Annotated in this window: 20 protein-coding genes and 1 other RNA gene; 13 read left to right on the plus strand and 8 right to left on the minus strand. The window is 43.7% G+C overall.

Annotated elements, in window-relative coordinates; all coding sequences use genetic code 11:
* Nucleotides 1–48 precede the first annotated feature (48 nt).
* Entirely contained in the window at nucleotides 49–795 is a 747-nt protein-coding gene (locus C7475_RS17865; RefSeq protein WP_110054761.1) for an RNA methyltransferase, read from the plus strand.
* A gap of 79 nt (nucleotides 796–874) precedes the next feature.
* Here the strand turns inward: C7475_RS17865 and C7475_RS17870 are convergent, their stop codons facing one another.
* Complete coding sequence (locus C7475_RS17870; protein WP_110054762.1) at nucleotides 875–2,107, minus strand: ABC transporter permease; 1,233 nt, start codon at nucleotides 2,105–2,107, stop codon at nucleotides 875–877.
* 106 nt (nucleotides 2,108–2,213) lie between these two features.
* Between C7475_RS17870 and C7475_RS17875 the strand changes: the two genes are divergently transcribed.
* Entirely contained in the window at nucleotides 2,214–3,506 is a 1,293-nt protein-coding gene (locus C7475_RS17875; protein ID WP_110054763.1) for a DUF5103 domain-containing protein, read from the plus strand.
* A gap of 102 nt (nucleotides 3,507–3,608) precedes the next feature.
* Here C7475_RS17875 and C7475_RS17880 read toward each other — a convergent pair whose 3' ends face one another.
* The 3 genes from C7475_RS17880 to ffs all read right to left on the minus strand — a co-directional run bounded on the left by C7475_RS17880 (nucleotide 3,609) and on the right by ffs (nucleotide 6,280).
* The gene (locus C7475_RS17880) at nucleotides 3,609–4,928 is read right to left on the minus strand and encodes an NAD(P)/FAD-dependent oxidoreductase (protein WP_110054764.1); all 1,320 of its coding nucleotides are present in this window, start codon (nucleotides 4,926–4,928) and stop codon (nucleotides 3,609–3,611) included.
* Nucleotides 4,929–5,300: 372 nt separating this feature from the next.
* Nucleotides 5,301–5,951, minus strand: a complete 651-nt coding sequence (fsa, locus tag C7475_RS17885) for a fructose-6-phosphate aldolase (RefSeq protein ID WP_110054765.1) — start codon at nucleotides 5,949–5,951, stop codon at nucleotides 5,301–5,303.
* 229 nt (nucleotides 5,952–6,180) lie between these two features.
* An RNA gene (ffs, locus tag C7475_RS17890) (signal recognition particle sRNA small type) lies at nucleotides 6,181–6,280 on the minus strand.
* 256 nt (nucleotides 6,281–6,536) lie between these two features.
* Between ffs and C7475_RS17895 the strand changes: the two genes are divergently transcribed.
* The gene (locus tag C7475_RS17895; protein WP_110054766.1) at nucleotides 6,537–6,989 is read left to right on the plus strand and encodes a DUF5684 domain-containing protein; all 453 of its coding nucleotides are present in this window, start codon (nucleotides 6,537–6,539) and stop codon (nucleotides 6,987–6,989) included.
* Nucleotides 6,990–7,049: 60 nt separating this feature from the next.
* On the opposite strand, the gene C7475_RS17900 is transcribed toward C7475_RS17895, so the two are convergent.
* Nucleotides 7,050–7,775, minus strand: a complete 726-nt coding sequence (locus C7475_RS17900) for an RDD family protein (protein ID WP_110054767.1) — start codon at nucleotides 7,773–7,775, stop codon at nucleotides 7,050–7,052.
* Between the two features lie 195 nt (nucleotides 7,776–7,970).
* Here C7475_RS17900 and C7475_RS17910 point away from each other — a divergent pair, with 195 nt between their 5' ends.
* From C7475_RS17910 to C7475_RS17930, 5 genes are read left to right on the plus strand one after another with little or no spacing between them, the layout of a single operon-like run.
* Nucleotides 7,971–8,954: a stage II sporulation protein M gene (locus C7475_RS17910; RefSeq protein WP_110054769.1), complete on the plus strand. Its 984-nt coding sequence runs from the start codon at nucleotides 7,971–7,973 to the stop codon at nucleotides 8,952–8,954.
* On the plus strand, nucleotides 8,951–9,811 hold the full coding sequence (locus C7475_RS17915; RefSeq protein ID WP_110054770.1) for a DUF4129 domain-containing protein: 861 nt from the start codon (nucleotides 8,951–8,953) through the stop codon (nucleotides 9,809–9,811). Before C7475_RS17910 ends, C7475_RS17915 begins: the two co-directional genes overlap by 4 nt.
* Nucleotides 9,808–11,043 (plus strand): DUF4350 domain-containing protein, encoded by a 1,236-nt coding sequence (locus tag C7475_RS17920; protein ID WP_110054771.1) that lies wholly within the window; start codon nucleotides 9,808–9,810, stop codon nucleotides 11,041–11,043. The genes C7475_RS17915 and C7475_RS17920 overlap by 4 nt, the downstream gene beginning before the upstream one ends.
* Nucleotides 11,043–12,023, plus strand: a complete 981-nt coding sequence (locus tag C7475_RS17925) for a MoxR family ATPase (RefSeq protein WP_110054772.1) — start codon at nucleotides 11,043–11,045, stop codon at nucleotides 12,021–12,023. The genes C7475_RS17920 and C7475_RS17925 overlap by 1 nt, the downstream gene beginning before the upstream one ends.
* Nucleotides 12,024–12,033: 10 nt before the next feature.
* Nucleotides 12,034–13,374: a DUF58 domain-containing protein gene (locus C7475_RS17930; RefSeq protein WP_110054773.1), complete on the plus strand. Its 1,341-nt coding sequence runs from the start codon at nucleotides 12,034–12,036 to the stop codon at nucleotides 13,372–13,374.
* A 21-nt stretch (nucleotides 13,375–13,395) separates the two neighbouring features.
* On the opposite strand, the gene C7475_RS17935 is transcribed toward C7475_RS17930, so the two are convergent.
* Nucleotides 13,396–14,034 (minus strand): hypothetical protein, encoded by a 639-nt coding sequence (locus tag C7475_RS17935; RefSeq protein ID WP_110054774.1) that lies wholly within the window; start codon nucleotides 14,032–14,034, stop codon nucleotides 13,396–13,398.
* A 29-nt stretch (nucleotides 14,035–14,063) separates the two neighbouring features.
* A complete protein-coding gene (locus tag C7475_RS17940; protein ID WP_110054775.1) occupies nucleotides 14,064–14,999 on the minus strand; it encodes a hypothetical protein in 936 nt (311 codons plus the stop codon).
* Nucleotides 15,000–15,306: 307 nt separating this feature from the next.
* On the opposite strand from C7475_RS17940, the gene C7475_RS17945 reads away from it, so the two are divergent.
* The 5 genes from C7475_RS17945 (at nucleotide 15,307) to C7475_RS17970 (ending at nucleotide 18,480) form a co-directional block, all read left to right on the plus strand.
* Nucleotides 15,307–15,783 carry a hypothetical protein gene (locus C7475_RS17945; protein ID WP_110054776.1) on the plus strand — a complete coding sequence of 159 codons (477 nt, stop codon included), beginning with the start codon at nucleotides 15,307–15,309 and terminating at the stop codon, nucleotides 15,781–15,783.
* A gap of 179 nt (nucleotides 15,784–15,962) precedes the next feature.
* Complete coding sequence (locus C7475_RS17950; protein ID WP_110054777.1) at nucleotides 15,963–16,334, plus strand: DoxX family protein; 372 nt, start codon at nucleotides 15,963–15,965, stop codon at nucleotides 16,332–16,334.
* Nucleotides 16,331–16,930 carry an FMN-dependent NADH-azoreductase gene (locus C7475_RS17955; protein WP_110054778.1) on the plus strand — a complete coding sequence of 200 codons (600 nt, stop codon included), beginning with the start codon at nucleotides 16,331–16,333 and terminating at the stop codon, nucleotides 16,928–16,930. The genes C7475_RS17950 and C7475_RS17955 overlap by 4 nt, the downstream gene beginning before the upstream one ends.
* A 572-nt stretch (nucleotides 16,931–17,502) precedes the next feature.
* Nucleotides 17,503–17,712 (plus strand): hypothetical protein, encoded by a 210-nt coding sequence (locus C7475_RS17965; RefSeq protein WP_110054780.1) that lies wholly within the window; start codon nucleotides 17,503–17,505, stop codon nucleotides 17,710–17,712.
* A gap of 60 nt (nucleotides 17,713–17,772) precedes the next feature.
* Nucleotides 17,773–18,480, plus strand: coding sequence for a hypothetical protein (locus C7475_RS17970; protein WP_146217582.1), 708 nt, complete (start codon nucleotides 17,773–17,775; stop codon nucleotides 18,478–18,480).
* 63 nt (nucleotides 18,481–18,543) lie between these two features.
* Here C7475_RS17970 and C7475_RS17975 read toward each other — a convergent pair whose 3' ends face one another.
* Entirely contained in the window at nucleotides 18,544–19,038 is a 495-nt protein-coding gene (locus tag C7475_RS17975; RefSeq protein ID WP_110054782.1) for a hypothetical protein, read from the minus strand.
* Nucleotides 19,039–19,104: the final 66 nt, after the last annotated feature.

Here is a 19,104-nt window from a genome sequence, read left to right on the forward strand (position 1 = left end):
AGTCCGCGTGGCTTTGCCGATTAAAAGAATTCATGTAGGTTTGGCTCTATGTTGTCGAAGGCGCAAATTAAGTATATTCAATCATTACAGCATAAAAAATACCGTCAAAAATCCGGCCAGTTCATTGCTGAAGGAGATAAGATCGTTCCGGAGCTGCTACAGGAAGGCATTCCGGTGAAGGAGGTATATGCAACTGCCGCATGGATCAGTACTCATAGGTCTTTGCTTGACCGCACGCCGGCAGTAGCTGTTGCCGAAGTAGAAGAAAGTGTCCTGAAACAATTGTCTGCCCTCACGACACCTAATCAGGCATTGGCCCTCCTGGATATCCCGGGATCTGCAAGCGTAGACCTGGCAGCTTTAAAAGGAAAGGTTTCGCTGGCCCTGGAAACTATCCAGGACCCTGGTAATATGGGCACGATCATTCGTATAGCCGACTGGTTCGGTATCCGTCAGATCATTTGCTCGCCCGACTGTGTGGACGCCTATAATCCAAAGACGATCCAGGCTACCATGGGAAGCATCGCCCGTGTACATGTCCTGGAAAGTGATATCGTTACTTTATTACAGCAGGCAGGAGTACCGTCATACGCCGCCACCCTGCATGGTACAGATATCACGCAATTCACGAAACTAAATGAAGGGATTATCCTGATAGGGAATGAGTCCCGCGGACTAAGTGACGCGGTAATTGCTGCCAGTACACACAAAATCACCATTCCAAGACTGGGAGGAGCTGAATCCTTGAATGCCGGTGTTGCTGCTGGTATTATCTGTGGAAGATTGTTAGTATGATAATGTTTGAACTAAGTTATAAAAGAAGAAGTCCATAGCACTGAGCGCTATGGACTTCTTCTTTTATCATCATCAATGATCACTTAAATTGAATGGCTTTCACCGGTGTGATTTTTTCGATAATGAGAGAAGGTACGATCAATACTACCACGGAAACAGCTAACGTACAAACGTCGATCAATACCACCTGCCACCATTTCAGCGAAATAGCCGCTACAGACATGTAGTAAGATTCTTCCGGCAGTTTAAAGAACCCGGTTGTTTGCTGCAGGAACGCCAGACCGAGGCCCAGAATATTTCCCAGAATAATTCCGGCTATGACAATGTACGCCGCCTGGGTAATGAATATCGCCTGGATGTTGAAATTACGCATGCCCAGCGCTTTCAGAATACCGATCATGTTTGTCCGCTCAAGAATAAGTATGAGCAATGCAGTGATCATATTGATTGACGCTACGATAGACATGATCCAAAGGATAATATCCTCATTTTTACTCTGTAAGCGCAGCCAGGCAAAGATGTTGGGATAGATCTCTTCGATGGAACGGAGGAAGAGTTTATCGGGTATCACTTCATAGGCCGCTGTTCCCACTTCTTTAAGCTGACGATAATCGTCTGTAAAGATCTCATATCCGCCAACGCTGCCCGGTTCCCAGTTATTGAGCTTACGGATCAGTTCAAGATCTCCCAATACATATGTCTTGTCATATTCTTCAATGCCTGTTTTATATATGCCGCTGATGGTCAGCTTACGCGCCCTGGGCGGTTGTCCTGCACCCTGAATAAAATAGATGATCACCGGATCATGGAGTTTCAGCTGTAACTCTTTCGCAAGTCTTGCCGAAATAAGTATCTCCTGGGCATAACTACTGTCGTTATAGTGAATGGGAGAACCCTCCTGCAGGAATTGCTTCAGGTGGTCCCAGTCATAATGACGGTCCACACCTTTTAAAATAACGCCTTCCAGATCTTTTTCTGCTTTTATTATAGCAGATTTGGTCGCATAAGCGTTTACTGTATTAATACCTGGTATCTCTTTGAGATGCTTTACCATGAAGGTGTCTGCCGGGAAGGGAATTTGTTCTGTCAGCGGACCGGCATTGGGCTGATACTGTGTAATGTGCATATGCCCCCAGAAACTGAATATTTTCTGTTGGATCACTTCCTGGAAGCCGTTCACCAATGCCACCGCCAGTATCATTACCGCCACGCTTATCCCCGTAGCTGCAATAGCTATGTTGATAATGAACTTTGAAAACGAGGAATACCGGTTAAAGGCTATTCTCTTGGCAATGAAGGCAGGCAAAATCATAAGACAAATGTATTGAATATAATCATAAACAGCCGGCCGCTCATAAAGGAAGGTGCCTGCTGCAAGTTGAAAAAATAGTACCTTAATGTTTACTTGAAACGCGATTATGAAGTTAAAATCCCTCTTCTGTATACTGGTAATGTGTTTACTGGCATACGTTCTGCCAACTGTAGCGCAGGAAAACACTATTGGTCCGGACCATGTTTATTATAGTAATATCCGGTCTGTTAAGCTGAACCAGGCTGGCGATCAGCTGAGTTATCCCATTATTACCCTCAATGGCAGTGAAAGACTGGAATTGAGTTTTGACGACATGGATAACGATGTAAAGAACTACTTCTATACATACGTGTTATGTAATGCTGACTGGGCGCCCGCACAGATCAATCAGGTGGAATACCTGCGCGGCTTTTCCGAAAACAGGATCCAGGATTACCGGTTCTCCAGTATTGCTTTACAGAAATATACCCACTATACCGTACAGCTACCAAACGCGAACTGTTATCCTACAAGATCAGGTAATTACCTGCTGAAGGTTTACCTGGACAGCGATACCAGTCAGCTGGTATTAACACGCCGTATGCTGGTGGTAGGTAATAAGGCCAGCGTGAGCGGCTTCGTGCAGCAACCCGTTACTCCAAAGATCTTCAGGACACACCATAGGATCAACTTTTCCGTGAATACCGCCGGACTGAATATCGTGAACCCCTTCGATCAGACGAAAGTGGTTATCCTGCAGAACTACCGTTGGGATAACGCAATTAAATTCCCTCGTCCCTTGTTTATTAAAGGCACTGTGCTTGAATACAACTGGGAAGTAGATGCTGTTATGCCGGCCGGTAAGGAATGGCGCTGGATAGATCTTCGCAGCTTCCGTTTACAGACAGAGCGGGTGAGGACTACAGAGTATGCAAAAGATCATACCGATGTCTACGCCATGCCTGATATCGAAAGAGGTAATAAAATGTACCAGTTCATCAAAGATATCAATGGCCTGTACTACCTGGCCACACTGGATGATTATAACCCGTTCTTTGAAGGAGATTATGCCACGGTACATTTCAATTTTCCGGTGCCGGAACCTTACGCAGGTTACAGCATGTATATTATTGGTGAGCTTACAAACTATGAGTGTGACGATAATAGCAGAATGGTGTACAATCCAGCCAGCAGGGCATATGAAGGCTCACTGTTCCTCAAACAGGGTTTTTATAACTACCAGTATGCATTAGTAGATGATACAAGGATGGGAAGTAAACCCAGCACTGAATTGACAGAAGGCAACTGGTGGGAAGCAGAGGACAATTATACTATCCTCGTTTATTACCGGGCGTTAGGTGGACGTGCTGATGAACTGGTAACTACAACAACGCTGAATTCAATATTAAGCAGGAAATAAGTAACTACATAAAAAGCAACGCGTCCATAGCATGATGTACTATGGACGCGTTTTTTTATTACTGCGGATGTTATGCTGCGTAGCGTACGTTCCGCCAAATGTTTAGCTGACAACGGTTTGACGCAGCTTTACAATATTTGCAGCGCCACGTTTAATGATAATACGTGTACCACGGTCAAAGGTAAAGTACCGGTAAAACCAGTTACTGAGCACCACCAGTTTGTTCCTGAAACCAAGAAGGCTCAGGAGGTGTACCACCATCCATACCATCCAGGCCATAAAGCCGCTCAGCTTCATACCTGCAAACTCAGCTACCGCATGGTTACGGCCGATAGTGGCCATACTGCCGAGGTCATTATACTTAAAGGCTTTCAGTCCTTTACCTGCAGATTTTACCATCTTCACAATGTTCTCCGCTAAATTACCACCCTGCTGAATGGCCACCTGTGCCACCATCGGAAAGCCTCTCGGGAACTTAGGATCGGTCGTCATCTGGGCAATATCACCAATCGCATAGATATTCAGTGTGCCGTTTACCTGGTTAAATTCGTTTACCTGTATACGGCCGTTAGGTAATATTGATTCCTGTGGAATGCCAGCTACCGGTATACCTTTCACACCTGCCGCCCATAACAGCGACTGGGTTTTCAGTGTTTCGCCATTGCTCAACGTCAGTGTCTTGCCGTCATATTCTTTTACTACCGCATTACATAATACTTTCACACCCAGCTTCTCCAGGCTTTCCAGCGATTTCGCAGAAGAGTGTTCACTCATGCTGTTCAGTATACGGTTGCTGCCTTCAATGAGGTAGATGTTCATGAGCGATACCGGTAGTTCCGGGTAATCTTTTGGCATTATGTATTTACGCAGTTCAGCGAAAGCACCGGCCAGCTCTACACCTGTAGGGCCGCCGCCTACCATTACGAAGTTCAGTTTAGCTTTGACCTGTTCTTCGTCTTTCAGCAACAGGCTTTCTTCGAACTGCTTGATCACATAGTTACGGATCTGTACTGCTTCAATGAGCGACTTCATGCCGATAGCATGTTCCTCAATGATCTTGTTGCCAAAGAAGTTGGTAGTGCTGCCAGTAGCAAGTACAAGGTAGTCGTAACGTAGCTCTCCGATGCCTGTCTCCAGTATATTCTCTTCAGGACGTACGCCGGTCACTTCGGCCATACGGAAGAAAAAGTTGGATTGGTGTTTAAAGATCCCGCGAAGTGGAAAAGCAATACTATCAGTTTCAAGACCGGCTGTAGATACCTGGTAGAGGAGGGGTTGAAAGAGATGGTAGTTGTTCCGGTCCAGCATTACGATCTGTACTGGGGCGTTTTTGAGTTTTTTGGCAAGGTTAATACCACCAAAACCGCCACCTACAATTACTACTCGGGGCATTCCTGTTTCCGGGATATTCGGCTGAATCATAATACAATCATTTAGCGATCAAAGAATTAAATTCAAAATGAACGTGCTAATGTCTTGCGACACTATGTATTCAAACGCCGGAAATTATAAATGCATCTCAAAATTACAATACTTTCAGAAAATAATGAAAGTATATTATGAGAATGTTAAAGAATTCTATAAACAAAACTATTATTCGCTTCGGTCAACTCCGTCAGGAATTGCTTTGTTTGTAGCCCCAAATGATAACCCAGGGTTGAATGTTTGAGGTCCTGTTCTAATCGGTTGAATGTTTACCGTCCAGTATGGAAACGAATGTTTATCCCCCCGTACCAACAAAAAAAATCCCCGATGCATGGCGTGCACCGGGGAGTATACCATCTAAAAATAAGATTACATTTTCTTAGCGTCATCCAGGAACTTAGCCAGACCGATATCAGTCAGCGGGTGTTTCAGGAGACCCAGGATTGAATCCAGCGGACATGTACAAACATCAGCACCGGCTTCAGCACATTTGATGATGTGCAGTGGGTTACGGATAGAAGCTGCCAGGATTTCAGTTTTGAAGCCCTGAATGCTGTAGATCTGTGCTATCTGAGCGATCAGTTCAACGCCATCCCAGTTTGTATCATCAATACGACCGATGAAAGGAGATAAGTACGTAGCACCTGCTTTAGCGGCGAGTAAAGCCTGACCCGCAGAGAATACCAGCGTACAGTTTGTTTTGATACCGTTGTCGGTGAACCATTTCAGCGCTTTCACACCGTCCTTGATCATTGGCACTTTCACCACGATGTTCGGGTGGATAGCAGCCAGTTTCTTACCTTCTTCAACGATCGCGTTGAACTCGGTGGACAATACTTCTGCACTGATAGGACCGTCTACCAGCTCGCAAATTGTTTCATAATGTTTGAGGATGTTCGCTTCGCCTTTGATGCCTTCTTTAGCCATCAGGGAAGGATTGGTGGTAACACCGTCAAGAACGCCCAGGTCGTTTGCTTCTTTTATCTGCGCAAGGTTTGCAGTATCTATGAAGAATTTCATTGTGAAATGATTTAGTCCTTTTTAATAAATGCCGCCACAATAGTACGGAACAAATAATATATAATCAACAGTACTCACTGATTCATTTGGAATCAAGACAGAAAACGGACAATCACGAAATAAACAGCTGAAATGCATTGGGTAGTATCGCAGGCCATTCTTTATTGAATGAGAGTAATGGTATCACCTGAACCTATTGACTGATGGCCTGGAAAAAAAAGAAAAAAAAAAACGGCAAGTTACTTACATCGCACCGCTACAACCGCCTACCCTTGCTACATTCCTGTCCTGGGGGAGTTCAGCAGGAGCTGGTCGTATAAGACTTGCCGGGTGCAAATGTACACTAATTGGAATAAATAACAAATCCTGAGAGAAGAATTATCAGAAAAATTTAAAAAAGTGAACAAAAAAAGCTGTCTGCAGTGATCAATTCTGTGCCATTTGATGTTATAATTCCTGTACAAAGTGACCGGTTGAAGCTTACTGTAGCTCCATGTTCCATAAAAAACATTCAATAAACTACCATTTACCAGGTATAATGTTCATTATTTATACATCATCAACCTTAAACCTAAACCTTTAATTATGCAAGACGTTTCATACGAGTCTTCAGGCGCTGCCGCAGCTATGGGCGGAGCATTCATTTTCTTTATGGTAATTTATCTGGCTGTTATCGTATTAATGGTCGTTTGCGGCTGGAAGATATTTGAAAAGGCTGGTAAACCCGGCTGGGCTTCGATTGTCCCTATTTACAGCGCAATTGTGATGCTGGAGATTGTAGGAAAACCCTGGTGGTATATTTTCATGTTCCTGATCCCTATTTACGGATGGATTGTTCTTCCCATCATGATAACACATGATTTCAGCAAGAGCTTCGGAAAAGACGTCGGGTTTACAATCGGGCTCATTTTCCTGCCTATGATATTTTATCCTATCCTCGCCTTTAGCAGGGACATCCATTATATCGGTCCTGCCGGCCGTCCCGCAGGTCCCGCACTGGATAGCCAGATCGGCAGTATAGGTACTACCGCTGTTTAATTACTTTTTGCCATAATAGTTACCTTGCCGGTTGCCATTTCTTTGGCGACCGGCATTTTTCTATCGGGTAGTATAATAGTTATAGTCATTTAATACCGTTTCCAGGAACTCCTCCGGCTGCATATCCGTTTTAATGTCCAGCACATCCTTTACGCGGTATGCCACCCGGGCCGCCAGCTCCGCATTATTCGACTTAATGGCCTGGTCCATCAGCGTTTTGATCTTGTTCATATCCCTGTCAGACAACTTAAGGATCTGAGGGAAACGCGGCTGATAGTCCACTGCAGACATGTCCCTGAAAATTGTCTCAGCCAGGCTGGCCTTTGTTTTGGTGCTCACTACGATCGTTCCCGCTACAATATCCCCGATGCGTTGATCATACGGAGACCTTACTATGGCTATAATAGGAATAATACCGTTCCAGAAAATATAAGGCGTTTCCAGCATGCGGAACAGCCATCTGATCAGGTGCTGGCTGATACTCGGTTTACCCCCCTGCATATTCCTCACTTTAATGTTCATCACCAGCTTACCCGGCGTCTGCCCGTTCATAAGGATCTCAAAAACAAGGAAATAGAGCATTATGGGCAGAATGCCGAAAAAGAAATATACCACATAGGAATAGGTCTCTCCCAATTGAAGGTTTCTCACCGTATACACCAATGCGATGCCATACACCAGTCTGATAAGACAGTCAAACAGCCAGGCAAGAAAGCGCTGGATGAGTTTGGCTGTCTCAAATTCAAGTTCTATATTAAAAGAAGTGGGTATTTTTATATAGGCCATATATAAAATTACTGATTAATGTATATGTTTGTAAGCAGTCCGTAGAACTGGATTAAAACTAGCGACAATATTTTAATAAATATCAGCTGCCCGGGTCTTTTTTTGTATATTCTGAGCGGCATTTTTTTAAATGAACAAACTGGTAGCTGATCCATTCCTGTTATCAGTTGAGGATGACGGACTAACAGACAACCCATGCGTGAATCAACCTTCATAAAAAAGAATATCGAGCGCTGGAAAACATACCAGGAGCAACCGGCTAATGATCCGGACGAGATGGCAGAGCGCTTTACCAGTCTGCTGGATGATCTGGCTTATGCCAAAACTTTCTATAGCTTCAGCAAGGTTACCAGTTATATCAATAGTCTGGCAGCTGGAATTTATCATCACATCTATGGCAATCGTAAGGAGCAGGATGGCCGTGTCCGCAACTTCTTCGTTTATGAATTGCCGTTGTTGTTCCGTAAGCACCATCGTTTATTCCTGTTCACCTTTTTATTCTTCCTCCTGTTCTGTGTGATGAGCGCGTTTTCTGCCGCCCACGACGAAACATTTGTGCGTGGTGTGCTTGGAGATGAATATGTAAGCATGACCGAACAGAATATCAGTAATGGCGATCCCTTTGGTGTATACAAGCAGGAAAACGAATTAGTGATGTTCCTCAGGATTGCCCAGAATAATATAACTGTGGCCATGATGACCTTCATCGCCGGTCTTACGCTCGGCATCGGTACGCTCTGGCTGTTAATGAAAAACGCCGTTATGCTGGGCGCTTTCCAGTATTACTTCTTTTCAAAAGGATTAGGTTTAAAATCAGTCCTGGTGATCTGGATCCATGGCACCCTGGAGATCTCAGCTATCGTAATAGCCGGTTGCGCCGGTTTGGTAATGGTCAGCGGCCTCATATTTCCCGGTACCCGCAAAAGGTTAGACGCCCTGAAAAATACTGCCCGCGATGGTGTAAAGATATTAGTGACGCTCATACCCATCTTTATAGTAGCGGCTTTCCTGGAAGGCTTCGTAACGCGGCATACGGCGATGCCTATATGGGTGAGTGTCAGTATATTATCGGTATCACTGATATTTATCGTTAGCTACTTTATTATATACCCGATCTATCTGCATCGCAAAGGATATAAGCTCGGACCAAAAGCAAATATTATAAAGCCTGTTAAATGAGGAAAACGCACGTTCATTATATCCTGATATTATTGTGCCTGCCGTTATTTACTAAAGCGCAGGAATCTGTGCCTGCTGAGAAATGGGACTCAATGGTAGCTGCTGATATGGTTGCTACTGCCGGAAAAAGAGAAGCAGCGGAAGAAGAAGAAGAAACCACCAGGGCAACTGTAACAGATAGCCCGGTGGAGGAGCATTATCTGTGGGATCAGGCATCGCCGGCTATGGCAGATACAATAGAATCTTATGCAGACTATCCGTTAGTGATACGTGCAGTGCCCGATACGCTCATGAACGTATTACTGGCCGACAAGGACCTTAAATACGAAAAAAAGAAACCAGAGGAGAGGAGAAATTCACCCTGGTTAGCACGGCTCTTCGCAGGACTTGTAAATTTAATCGGACTATTCCCCGTAGTGATCGTCTGTATTGTGGTAGGTTGTGTGGGACTGCTGTTGTATCAATACCTCAAGCAAAATGGATATCTCCTGAAGAAAACGAAAGTTGATAGTGATAAAACAGTAAAACTGACAGATGAAGAACTGGAAGCAGATACCTATCATCAGCTGATAGAACAGGCCATCTCTACCGGTGGCTTCAGAGCGGCAGTAAGGTTATTATATCTGCAAACATTGCGGGTATTGGTTGACAAAGGGATCGTTACCTACAGCAGAGAAAAAACGAATGCGGCTTATTTACGCAGCTTAGTGTCTACGCCGTGGTATAAAACATTTGCAACGCTGACACTGGATTATGAATATATCTGGTACGGAGAATTACCTGTGAATGACGAGCAGTTCAGCGTTATTCACAAACAGTTCCGTCAATTTATGAACGAATTAGGCTATACCCGGTGAAATCAAAACAAATAGCAATCATTAGCGCCATTATCCTGGTATTTTTAATCCTGCTCGCCATATCATCACGTACAGGTAAGCCGGATAATAAAAATATTGACGACAAGGAACTCATGCGCCAAAGCTTTTCCTATAAAGATAAAAGCCCCGGTGGATGTTATGCCATGTTCAAGGTTTTGTCCTCCCTGTTTTATTACGATATCAAACCACAGGTAGTTACCAAACCTTTTACACGCACTTACAGCAAGGATGAGACTCTGTCTTCGACAGACTATAATCTCTACGTTTTAGTGGCAGACAGATTATATACTTCAGCAGAGGACGCAAGGAATATGGTCAAATTTGCTTCAGCGGGCAATCAGCTGTTCATAGCTACAAACCGGCCTGATAGCCTGTTGTTGGAATATCTGAATATTTCTGTGGATGATGAGGGAATTTTTCAATCGCTCACCAATGCAGACCAGCGTTATGTAAACCGGCATCTGGCGCCCGATACGGCCTTTTCTCAAAAAGGTATTAAGGCAGGAAGTTATGTAACGAAGATGGACACAAGCCATACGACCATATTGGGAACAGATGCTTTCAACCGGCCTAACTTTGTAAAGATATTTGTTGGCGAAGGTGCTGTGTTCTTATTGTTGCAGCCATCCACGTTAACGAACTACTTCCTGATGAACAAGCGTAATATGGTGTCGCTGGAAAGACAACTTGCATATACTAATCTGTATATGGACCATGTATACTGGGATGAGTTTTATAAATATCAGAACTACCGCCAGTCAGGCGATTTCAGTGAATGGCAGGTATTGATGCGTTATCCTGCTATGCGCTGGGCACTATGGCTGGCAGTTGCATTACTGCTGCTCTACATACTGTTTGAAAGCAAGCGCCGCCAGCGGATCATCCCCGAGAAACCAATACTGGTAAATAATTCGCTGGAGTTTGTAGATGCACTGGGCCAGTTATACTACCAGCAGCACGATAACCGCAATCTGGCGCAGAAGATCATATTGCAGTGGCAGGAGTTTATACGTACGAGATATTATCTGAATACAAATAACCTGGATGCCGCATTTGCAGATGCGTTATCGCGCAAGGCAGTAATGCCGCTCGAACAGGTCAACGATATTCTGCAAAGCATCAGGGAAGTGCAATCCGAATACACAATAACGGATGAATACCTGCAGCGATTTTATAAAAATATACAAGCGTTTTATTTAAATACGAAATAATGGAGGAAACTACATTTCAGCCCCGTACAGATTTTACCGCTCTTCATCAATCGGTAGCTGCTATCCGGGAACAGATCGGAAAGGTTATTATTGGTCAGCATGAGATGATCGACCTGTTAATAGCAGGGCTGCTTACACATGGCCATGTACTGATAGAAGGTGTGCCGGGAGTAGCCAAAACCCTGACCGCTAAATTACTGGCGCGCTGTATTGATGCTGACTTCTCCAGGCTCCAGTTCACACCCGACATCATGCCTGCGGATGTGGTAGGTACTTCAATATTTAACCCGGAGAAAAGAGAGTTTGAATACAAACATGGTCCGGTATTCAGCAATCTTGTATTGATAGATGAGATCAACCGTGCTCCTGCAAAAACACAGGCAGCCCTGTTTGAAGTGATGGAAGAAAGGCAGGTAACTAACGATGGTATCACACATCATTTGCCCGCACCTTTTATGGTAGTGGCTACGCAGAACCCGATAGAGCAGGAGGGTACTTACCGCTTGCCTGAAGCACAGTTAGACCGTTTCCTTTTCAAGATAGAAGTGAAGTATCCTGCATTAGCGGAAGAGATCTCTATGTTACAGGCCATGCACCGGTACAATGGTTTATCGGATCTTACACAGCTTGTAGAGCGTGTGGTGACAGCCACAGAGATCATAAACTATCAGCTACTGGTGCGTAAAGTACATATTGAAGATAAATTACTACACTACATCGCTTCGCTGATCCATGAAACACGTAATAATGCTTCATTGTATCTGGGGGCATCACCACGTGCATCACTGGCTGTAATGAATTGTGCAAAGGCGACTGCCGCTATGAATGGCCGCGATTTCGTTACGCCTGATGATATTGTAAGCATGCTGCCGCATGTATTACGCCATCGTATTATGCTCACGCCTGAACGTGAAATGGAAGGCATTACTGCAGATGAAGTGATCTCACAGATCGTGAAATCAGTGGAAGTACCGAGGTAAATACAATTGTATGTTGAAAGCATTCTACCAGTCTTTATTTTTTACAACGCGCTTCTATGCCTTGATGGGAAGTACGGCTATGTTGTTCGTATTGGCCTACTTCTTTCCATCGTTGTATATAGTGTCGGAGCTGATCGTTACGCTACTTTTTTTCCTGCTGGTGCTGGATATATTTTTCCTGTTTGTAGCAGGGAAAAATCCGTTAGTGATAACACGTACCTTGGCTGGCCGTTTCAGTAATGGTGATAATAACGACATCAGTGTAAAGCTGGTGAATAATTATCGTTTCCCCGTTACAGTTATAGTACTGGAAGAGTTACCGGTGCAGTTCCAGATACGTGATTTCAGAAAGAAGGTACAGTTGAAGGCAGGCGAGGAAAGTGAGATCCGCTATACATTGCGTCCTGTGGAGAGGGGAGAGTATCATTTCGGTAAAACGAACACTTTCACACGTAGTTTACTCGGACTGTCGCAGCGGTATATTGCTGCAGAGAATGAGACAATGGTCAAAGTATATCCTTCTTTTTTACAGTTGCGTAATTACGAGTTCTTTTCTTTCAACGGCCGTTTACAGGAAATGGGCGTGCATAAACAGCGTGTAACGGGGCATAGCCTTGAGTTTGATCATATTAAGGAATATGTACGCGGCGATGATGTGCGTATGCTGAACTGGAAAGCTACAGCACGCAGGGGTACGCTGATGGTAAATAACTACGTTGAAGAAAAGTCGCAACAGGTATATTGTGTGATAGACAAAGGCAGGGCAATGAAGATGCCTTTCGAAGGATTGTCCCTGCTGGATTATGCGATCAACGCCTCGCTCATCTTCAGCAACATCGCGTTACAGAAGGGAGATAAAACAGGGCTTGTAACGCTTGCTGCACAACAGGTGGACGTGTTGCCATCTTCCGGTAAGAAGACGCAGATGAACCTCATCCTGGAGAAACTATATGCACAGGAAACGCAATGGCAGGAAAGTGATTATGAAAAGTTGAGTGTTACATTACGCAGTGTGTTTTCCCAACGTTCCTTATTGATCCTGTTCACGAACTTCGAGTCTATGACAGCATTACAGCGACAGCTGCCTTATCTGCGAAGACTTGCGAAGTATCATCTGTTGCTGGTAGTATTCTTTGAGAATACTGAATTGAAAAAAGTAACCAAAGACCATGTGCATACCGTAGAAGGGATCTATCGTCAGGTAATTGCACAGAAGTTTGCCTATGAGAAGAAACTGATGGTCAGGGAACTCACCAAATATGGTATTCTGTCTTTACTTACGCCACCGGAACAATTGACCTTGAATGTGATCAATAAATACCTGGAATTAAAAGCGAGGGCGCTTATTTAATTGCAGGACCATCTCCTGTTGTTATTTGTCCAGGAGTATTTTCACAGGGATCGTACTTGTTACTGACATCGAAGAATCTCTTTTATTAGTAGCTGTAACAGTGATGGTGCGGGTGGTCGCATCATTGGTGTTTAACAGCAGGTCCTGTCCCAATAATTTCCCTGCGCTGGTACTGAATTTTATAGCAGCTGTGTCCAGCGGATAAACCTTTCCGCTGCTGAAAGATCCTTCCACGTTCAGGTAAAACCGGATGCCTCTTTTCAGGCTATCTGCATAATGGTTAAAGCGTATATTTTCCAGGTGTGGAATGGTAAGTTTGGTAGTGAGCGGTTGAGCTGTTTCCGGTACTGTTACCGTTAATTCAACCTGGTAGTTTTGTCTGGCCAGGCGTTGTCTGTCAATCTGCAAATAGCCGTTCTGTACGGCGCCGCAGGAGCTGATCACCTTGATATTCCTCCACCGGTAAGCTCCCTGTAAATAGCCTTCTGTTTTTTTGATATCTCCATTCGCATATTTGAATTCGAGCCCGATCTGGACATGATCATACAGTTCGGCTATAGCGGCCGGATCATAACTGGCAGTAACGCTGGTTATATTGTTTTGCTGTGCCTGTGCGGTAAGGAAAAGAAATAGCTGCGCGATGATTAAGAAAGCTCTCAAGGTAGTTTTTTACCTGAAAGCTGAAAAAATCATTCCACATTTACAAGTGCAGGCGGTTTTTTATATTTCTTAACAGATAGTGTTGTCCTGGGAACAGCCGCCGTATCATGGTTATCAACAGGTAATACAAGACAGGGATCAGCAGGCTGGTTTGTATTTTTCAACATTGCAGCTGCTGAACGGTTTTTACGGACAAATCCCGGAGTTTTGGCAGATCGTTCTTCTTTCTTTACTACTGGCAGAACAGGTTCCAGTACGGCTGTAACAAATGCCTGTTCGCATCTGGCGCCATTGTTAACCTGGATATCGGTCTCGGTATGAAGAAAGCGCAGTTGCAGAACAACGATCGTAGCGGTTGCCTTAACTGGAATTGCCGGCAGATGCACAGTATGCATACTACCGCCTATAGGCACACAGTGGGCGGCCGTAGTGACGCCCTGGCAGGTATTATTGCTGAAATCCATATCCAGCGCGGCTACATGGAGTTGAATGTACCGGGTGCCTTTAGGAGGGTTCAGCCAGTGCTGCCATTTTTTAGGCAGTACAACCATGATGCTGCCATCTTCCTGTCGGAGCGTATCGATTCCTCCGATCGCCATCACAGCCTGGTTGTTATACCGGAAATCTTTCAGATGCCTGTGAAGAGCATCCGCACTAAATACCCGTTCACCTCTTGGATGCAGGGTATCTTCTCTCAATGCCGCATAAACGGCCTTATTTAGCCTGAAAATCGTTGTTTCTTCCTTTATAGGCTGCCAGATTCCATTCAAGGCCGAACGGATCGATTTTGCGGCCTTACTGGCCTTTGCAAATTCTCTGCTGCTTTGCTTACTGGCGGCGGACATACTGTCCGGGCCATATTGGGGCATTTTACGACAGAAGGGTTTACCATTCCTTTCGTAGAAGATGAGGTCTCCGACATGGCCGGAAAGCCCCTGGGTGATCATATTGAAATTTTGGGCCATAATGCTACAATAGATTTTATCGAATTTACTGAAAATGTGTTGATTATACGTCTGAAACGGGTTCTTTCTTATATCACGTTTTTAATCTTCGACGTCATTTCAGGTAGACAAAAAGTACACTTCTATATCCTATAAGGCTATCATAATGAGCTTATAATGAGCCTGATGTGCCCTTAAGAGACTAGGTTTTAGCCGGGAATGAGTTGGGCTTGAGTTGGACTTGATCAGGAAAAAAGGAAAGTTTTTAAGGGGGGAAATTGGGAGGAAATCGGTATTTTAGGAGATACACATTGTTAAATCACCCCCTATGGAGCATCAGATACATCACCACAAAGGTAACTTATTAAGAGACTATGTCCCTGGAGTCTTGTATGTTTTCACGTTTTATGCAATGGTCCGGTTCTTTGCCGACGCCTGCATCAAGTTTGTAGTTGGAGCGGCCGGGACCATTTCCTATAAAGATCATCTTGCAACACGGCCTGTACTCGCAGCTATCATCTATTTTGTGTTTTGCCTCGCATGTTATTATGCGAACAGGAAAACATTTGAGATCATCAGGAAGGAGAGTTTTAAATTATGGATGAAACATCTGGGGATAGATATTCTCTTGTACGGACTATGCATATTAATTGCTGCCGGATATAATAATTTTGTCGAAAAGATAGATCCGAATTTAAGGAATGCGGGATTATCGATAGCATTGTTCCTGGTGTTTTATTGTAAGCATGAAGGAATGAGACGTTGGTATAAAAAAGAACGCAGAAAGTTAAGAGTGGTGAGATAAACGGACATCATTTTTCATAACAGATAAGTGATTAAAAAAGCGGGCATTTTCAATCTGAAAATGCCCGCTTTTTTATTGGCTGCCGGCGATAGCTATCCTGTAGGTTACTACTAACCTTTGGTATACTACTAACCATTTACTAGCAATTGTAGATAGTTTTGCCTCATCAAATTTATCAAATGAAAACTTACAGGATTGTTTATTGGATTGCTACAGCAATTATAGCACTAATGATGACGTATTCAGCGTATGCATATTTCACTGATGTGAAAATGGACCAGGCATTTCAGCACTTTGGTTATCCGGCATATTTCAGGGTCGAGCTGGCCATTGCGAAACTGATAGGTGTTGTATTGCTGTTGGCGCCGGTTGGCAGCAGGTTAAAGGAATGGACATATGCAGGTTTCACATTTACGTTCGTATCTGCAGCTATTGCACATGGTCTTTCAGGAGATCCGATGCCTGTTCCGGTGATACCGTTTGTTTTCCTTGCTATACTGGCAGCGTCTTACTTCACTTATCATAAAATTAATAAAACATCAATAGCATGAAAAAAATACTGAAGATTGTTTCCAGCGTAAACGGAGCACAATCAAAGAGCACACAGTTGGCGGACGCAGTGATTGAAAAACTGCTTGCAGCTAACCCGGGCAGTACAGTTAACGTAAAAGATCTGGCGAAACAACACTATGAACACTTTCACGAAGGACATCTGAAAGTATATCGTGGCATGGGAGAAGTAGCGCAGGAAGTGGTAGCGAAAGTGGAAAAGGTTTCTGACGATACCATCAATGAAGTAATGGATGCGGATGTTATTGTGATAGGCGTACCTATCTATAACTTTAATGTGCCATCTTCACTGAAGGCATGGATTGACCATGTGTTGCGTGCGGGAAAAACATTTTCTTATGCAACCGGTCAGGTAGAAGGATTGGTGAAGAATAAGAAAATATACCTGGCTGTATCTTCAGGAGCTGTTTATTCTGAAGGTCCGATGCAGGCATACAATTTTGCAGAACCATATCTGAAGGCCTCACTTGGTTTTGTAGGAATGACCGATGTCACCACATTCTGGGCGGAAGGATGTGACATGCCTGGATACAAAGAGACTGCTTTGCAGAAAGCGATCGATCGTGTAGCTGTATAAGCTTGGTCTATACGTAGACAGGAACAGAGCTCCGTAAGGAGCTTTTGTTGTTTAATATTGTGATTGTCATTTCAAGAAAAATTTTGGAGATTTATTGAAGTATTGTTTGTTTGATTTACATTTGAATACTGTTTGTTGACTTAACTCCACCTGAGAGAAATAATTGAAAACTTCCTGAATGATTTAATGTGGTATGCCCGTGTGGCATTGTGCTGGCTGTGCGTTTGCGCGTAACGGGGCGGGATTGGTATTGAAAGGAATTATTTGTTCACTGAATAAAATTATAGTTATGACATCAGAATATATTAATAAAGTAATTGAATGTATGGATAGAGAGATCGCAAGGAAAAAAATGAAGGAAGAGATAATCCAGAAGTGGAGAGAGGGGATTTTTGGATAATAATGGGAATTATGCAGCTCCTTACAGGAATTTAGGTCGGTGGATAGAGGAATGTACCGGAAGGGCAGGGAAGAAGACGCAGAATTAGTATAATAGGCAATGTAGGGCGCCAGATAATAGCGGGTGTTGTTTATGCATCACATCGATTTAATAACAAATAAAAACTATAATCATGACTTTAGAACACATGAAGAAAGTAATTGAGTTTGTGGATAGAAAGTATGCAAAGAATAGAACCAGGGAAGAGATAATAGAAGAATGGAAAGAGGTGGGCCTTTTAGATAACAATGGAAATTACACACCACCATATCGGAATTTGGGACGGTGGATCGATGAATATAGAAGGAAGCTTAAGGAAAAACAAACGTTATTGCAAGATTGAAGTAATATAGTTTGATGGAGTTTTAGAGACATTGTTAACGCCAAATAATAAGTGTATTTTATGTATCACGTTAGGCCTAATTTAGTGGTTGGATTTCATGGTTGTGACGAATCTGTTTGCAATACATTATTAAACAATCCCAATAGGATTAGAATAAGTACAAAGCGATATGACTGGCTAGGTAATGGAATGTATTTCTGGGAGAACAATTATCAGCGGGCATTGGATTGGGCAAACGAAAAATTTCGACGGAAGAAGATTGCCAAGCCTGCTGTAATCGGTGCGGTTATTGACCTGGGATACTGTTACGATTTCCTTGATGCAGCGCACATCCATACGTTTAAACATTTTTATGAGAAATTTATATCTGATGTTAAAAACGATGAAGGAAATTCGCACCAAAATGTAAATTTAGCGCATGGCAGTTTTAGGACGAAAATGATCGGAGAGCTGGATTGCCTTATAATTGAGCGCCTGCATAAAGAGATTGCCGCGCAGATGAAAGTGGATATAGAGCAACGGGGATTTACAGAAGAGCGTCTCCCTGACTCAGTGCGCGGCGCGTTTATCGAAGGAAAACCTGTCTTCGAAGGTTCCGGCATTCATGAAAAAACACATATCCAAATCGCCATCCGTAATCCGAACTGTATAAAGGGCTTCTTCCTGCCCCGTAGGGAAAGAATCTCAGATGGTTTTCACTATGATCTCGACGATGTTTCTGAAGATGGTTTCATGGTATCCGAGCCAGACGTGCCATATGGTGTATAAAAAGCAAGTCCCGGCAATAAGCTATTCCCGGGACTTATATCCTGTCGTGTAAAAGCAGGCGGTTTACATGTATTTCATGGCCTCGTAGCCCAGTAATCTCCGCCACAAGGCTAATTGTCCGATACAACTGGCTTCCCGGTAAGTCTGAAAAGAAACCAGATCAAACAGGCTCATTTTCATACCCGGCATTTCAAAAGGTTCATCAAACTTTTCATCATCCGCATGAAGGAGCGCTTCTCTCAAAAGAGGTGAAATGATCTTCCAGTCTTTTTCAAAAGATGCCAGTGAAGGATAGGTGACGCCATCCTGTATGCCCTTGTGGTCTTTAAAAAGTTCGTGTGCTTCTTGTTGTTTTTCGATACCGAAAGACCTGGCCAGTTCAAATCTTTCGTTTACCAGGCTGCCTGCCAGCCATGCCATGTGATTAGCTTTTGTACCCAGGCGTTGATTGGCATCTTTTTCAGAAATATCTACAATAACGTTTGAGAAAAACTTGGTATGCATGTCATACAATACCATGAAGCCAAAAGTTTTGCTGCTAACTGGTTGTACTTCCATTTTTAATAGTATTGGTGATTACTAAGATAGCCAATAAGCTCCTGTAGGCCAGCTGCCGGAGCAGCC

This window comes from Chitinophaga sp. S165 (genome assembly GCF_003182155.1).
In the GTDB taxonomy this organism is placed as follows: Bacteria; Bacteroidota; Bacteroidia; order Chitinophagales; family Chitinophagaceae; genus Chitinophaga.

Coding starts and splice junctions, on each gene's coding strand:
- C7475_RS17875 (WP_110054763.1), top strand. CDS start 2,214: ATGAAGTTAAAATCCCTCTTCTGTATACTGGTAATGTGTTTACTGGCA.
- C7475_RS17925 (WP_110054772.1), top strand. CDS start 11,043: ATGGAGGAAACTACATTTCAGCCCCGTACAGATTTTACCGCTCTTCAT.
- C7475_RS17975 (WP_110054782.1), bottom strand. CDS start 19,038: ATGGAAGTACAACCAGTTAGCAGCAAAACTTTTGGCTTCATGGTATTG.
- C7475_RS17880 (WP_110054764.1), bottom strand. CDS start 4,928: ATGATTCAGCCGAATATCCCGGAAACAGGAATGCCCCGAGTAGTAATT.
- C7475_RS17970 (WP_146217582.1), top strand. CDS start 17,773: ATGTATCACGTTAGGCCTAATTTAGTGGTTGGATTTCATGGTTGTGAC.
- C7475_RS17870 (WP_110054762.1), bottom strand. CDS start 2,107: ATGATTTTGCCTGCCTTCATTGCCAAGAGAATAGCCTTTAACCGGTAT.
- C7475_RS17965 (WP_110054780.1), top strand. CDS start 17,503: ATGACTTTAGAACACATGAAGAAAGTAATTGAGTTTGTGGATAGAAAG.
- C7475_RS17910 (WP_110054769.1), top strand. CDS start 7,971: ATGCGTGAATCAACCTTCATAAAAAAGAATATCGAGCGCTGGAAAACA.
- C7475_RS17915 (WP_110054770.1), top strand. CDS start 8,951: ATGAGGAAAACGCACGTTCATTATATCCTGATATTATTGTGCCTGCCG.
- C7475_RS17865 (WP_110054761.1), top strand. CDS start 49: ATGTTGTCGAAGGCGCAAATTAAGTATATTCAATCATTACAGCATAAA.
- C7475_RS17955 (WP_110054778.1), top strand. CDS start 16,331: ATGAAAAAAATACTGAAGATTGTTTCCAGCGTAAACGGAGCACAATCA.
- C7475_RS17940 (WP_110054775.1), bottom strand. CDS start 14,999: ATGGCCCAAAATTTCAATATGATCACCCAGGGGCTTTCCGGCCATGTC.
- C7475_RS17930 (WP_110054773.1), top strand. CDS start 12,034: ATGTTGAAAGCATTCTACCAGTCTTTATTTTTTACAACGCGCTTCTAT.
- C7475_RS17950 (WP_110054777.1), top strand. CDS start 15,963: ATGAAAACTTACAGGATTGTTTATTGGATTGCTACAGCAATTATAGCA.
- fsa (WP_110054765.1), bottom strand. CDS start 5,951: ATGAAATTCTTCATAGATACTGCAAACCTTGCGCAGATAAAAGAAGCA.
- C7475_RS17895 (WP_110054766.1), top strand. CDS start 6,537: ATGCAAGACGTTTCATACGAGTCTTCAGGCGCTGCCGCAGCTATGGGC.
- C7475_RS17900 (WP_110054767.1), bottom strand. CDS start 7,775: ATGGCCTATATAAAAATACCCACTTCTTTTAATATAGAACTTGAATTT.
- C7475_RS17945 (WP_110054776.1), top strand. CDS start 15,307: ATGGAGCATCAGATACATCACCACAAAGGTAACTTATTAAGAGACTAT.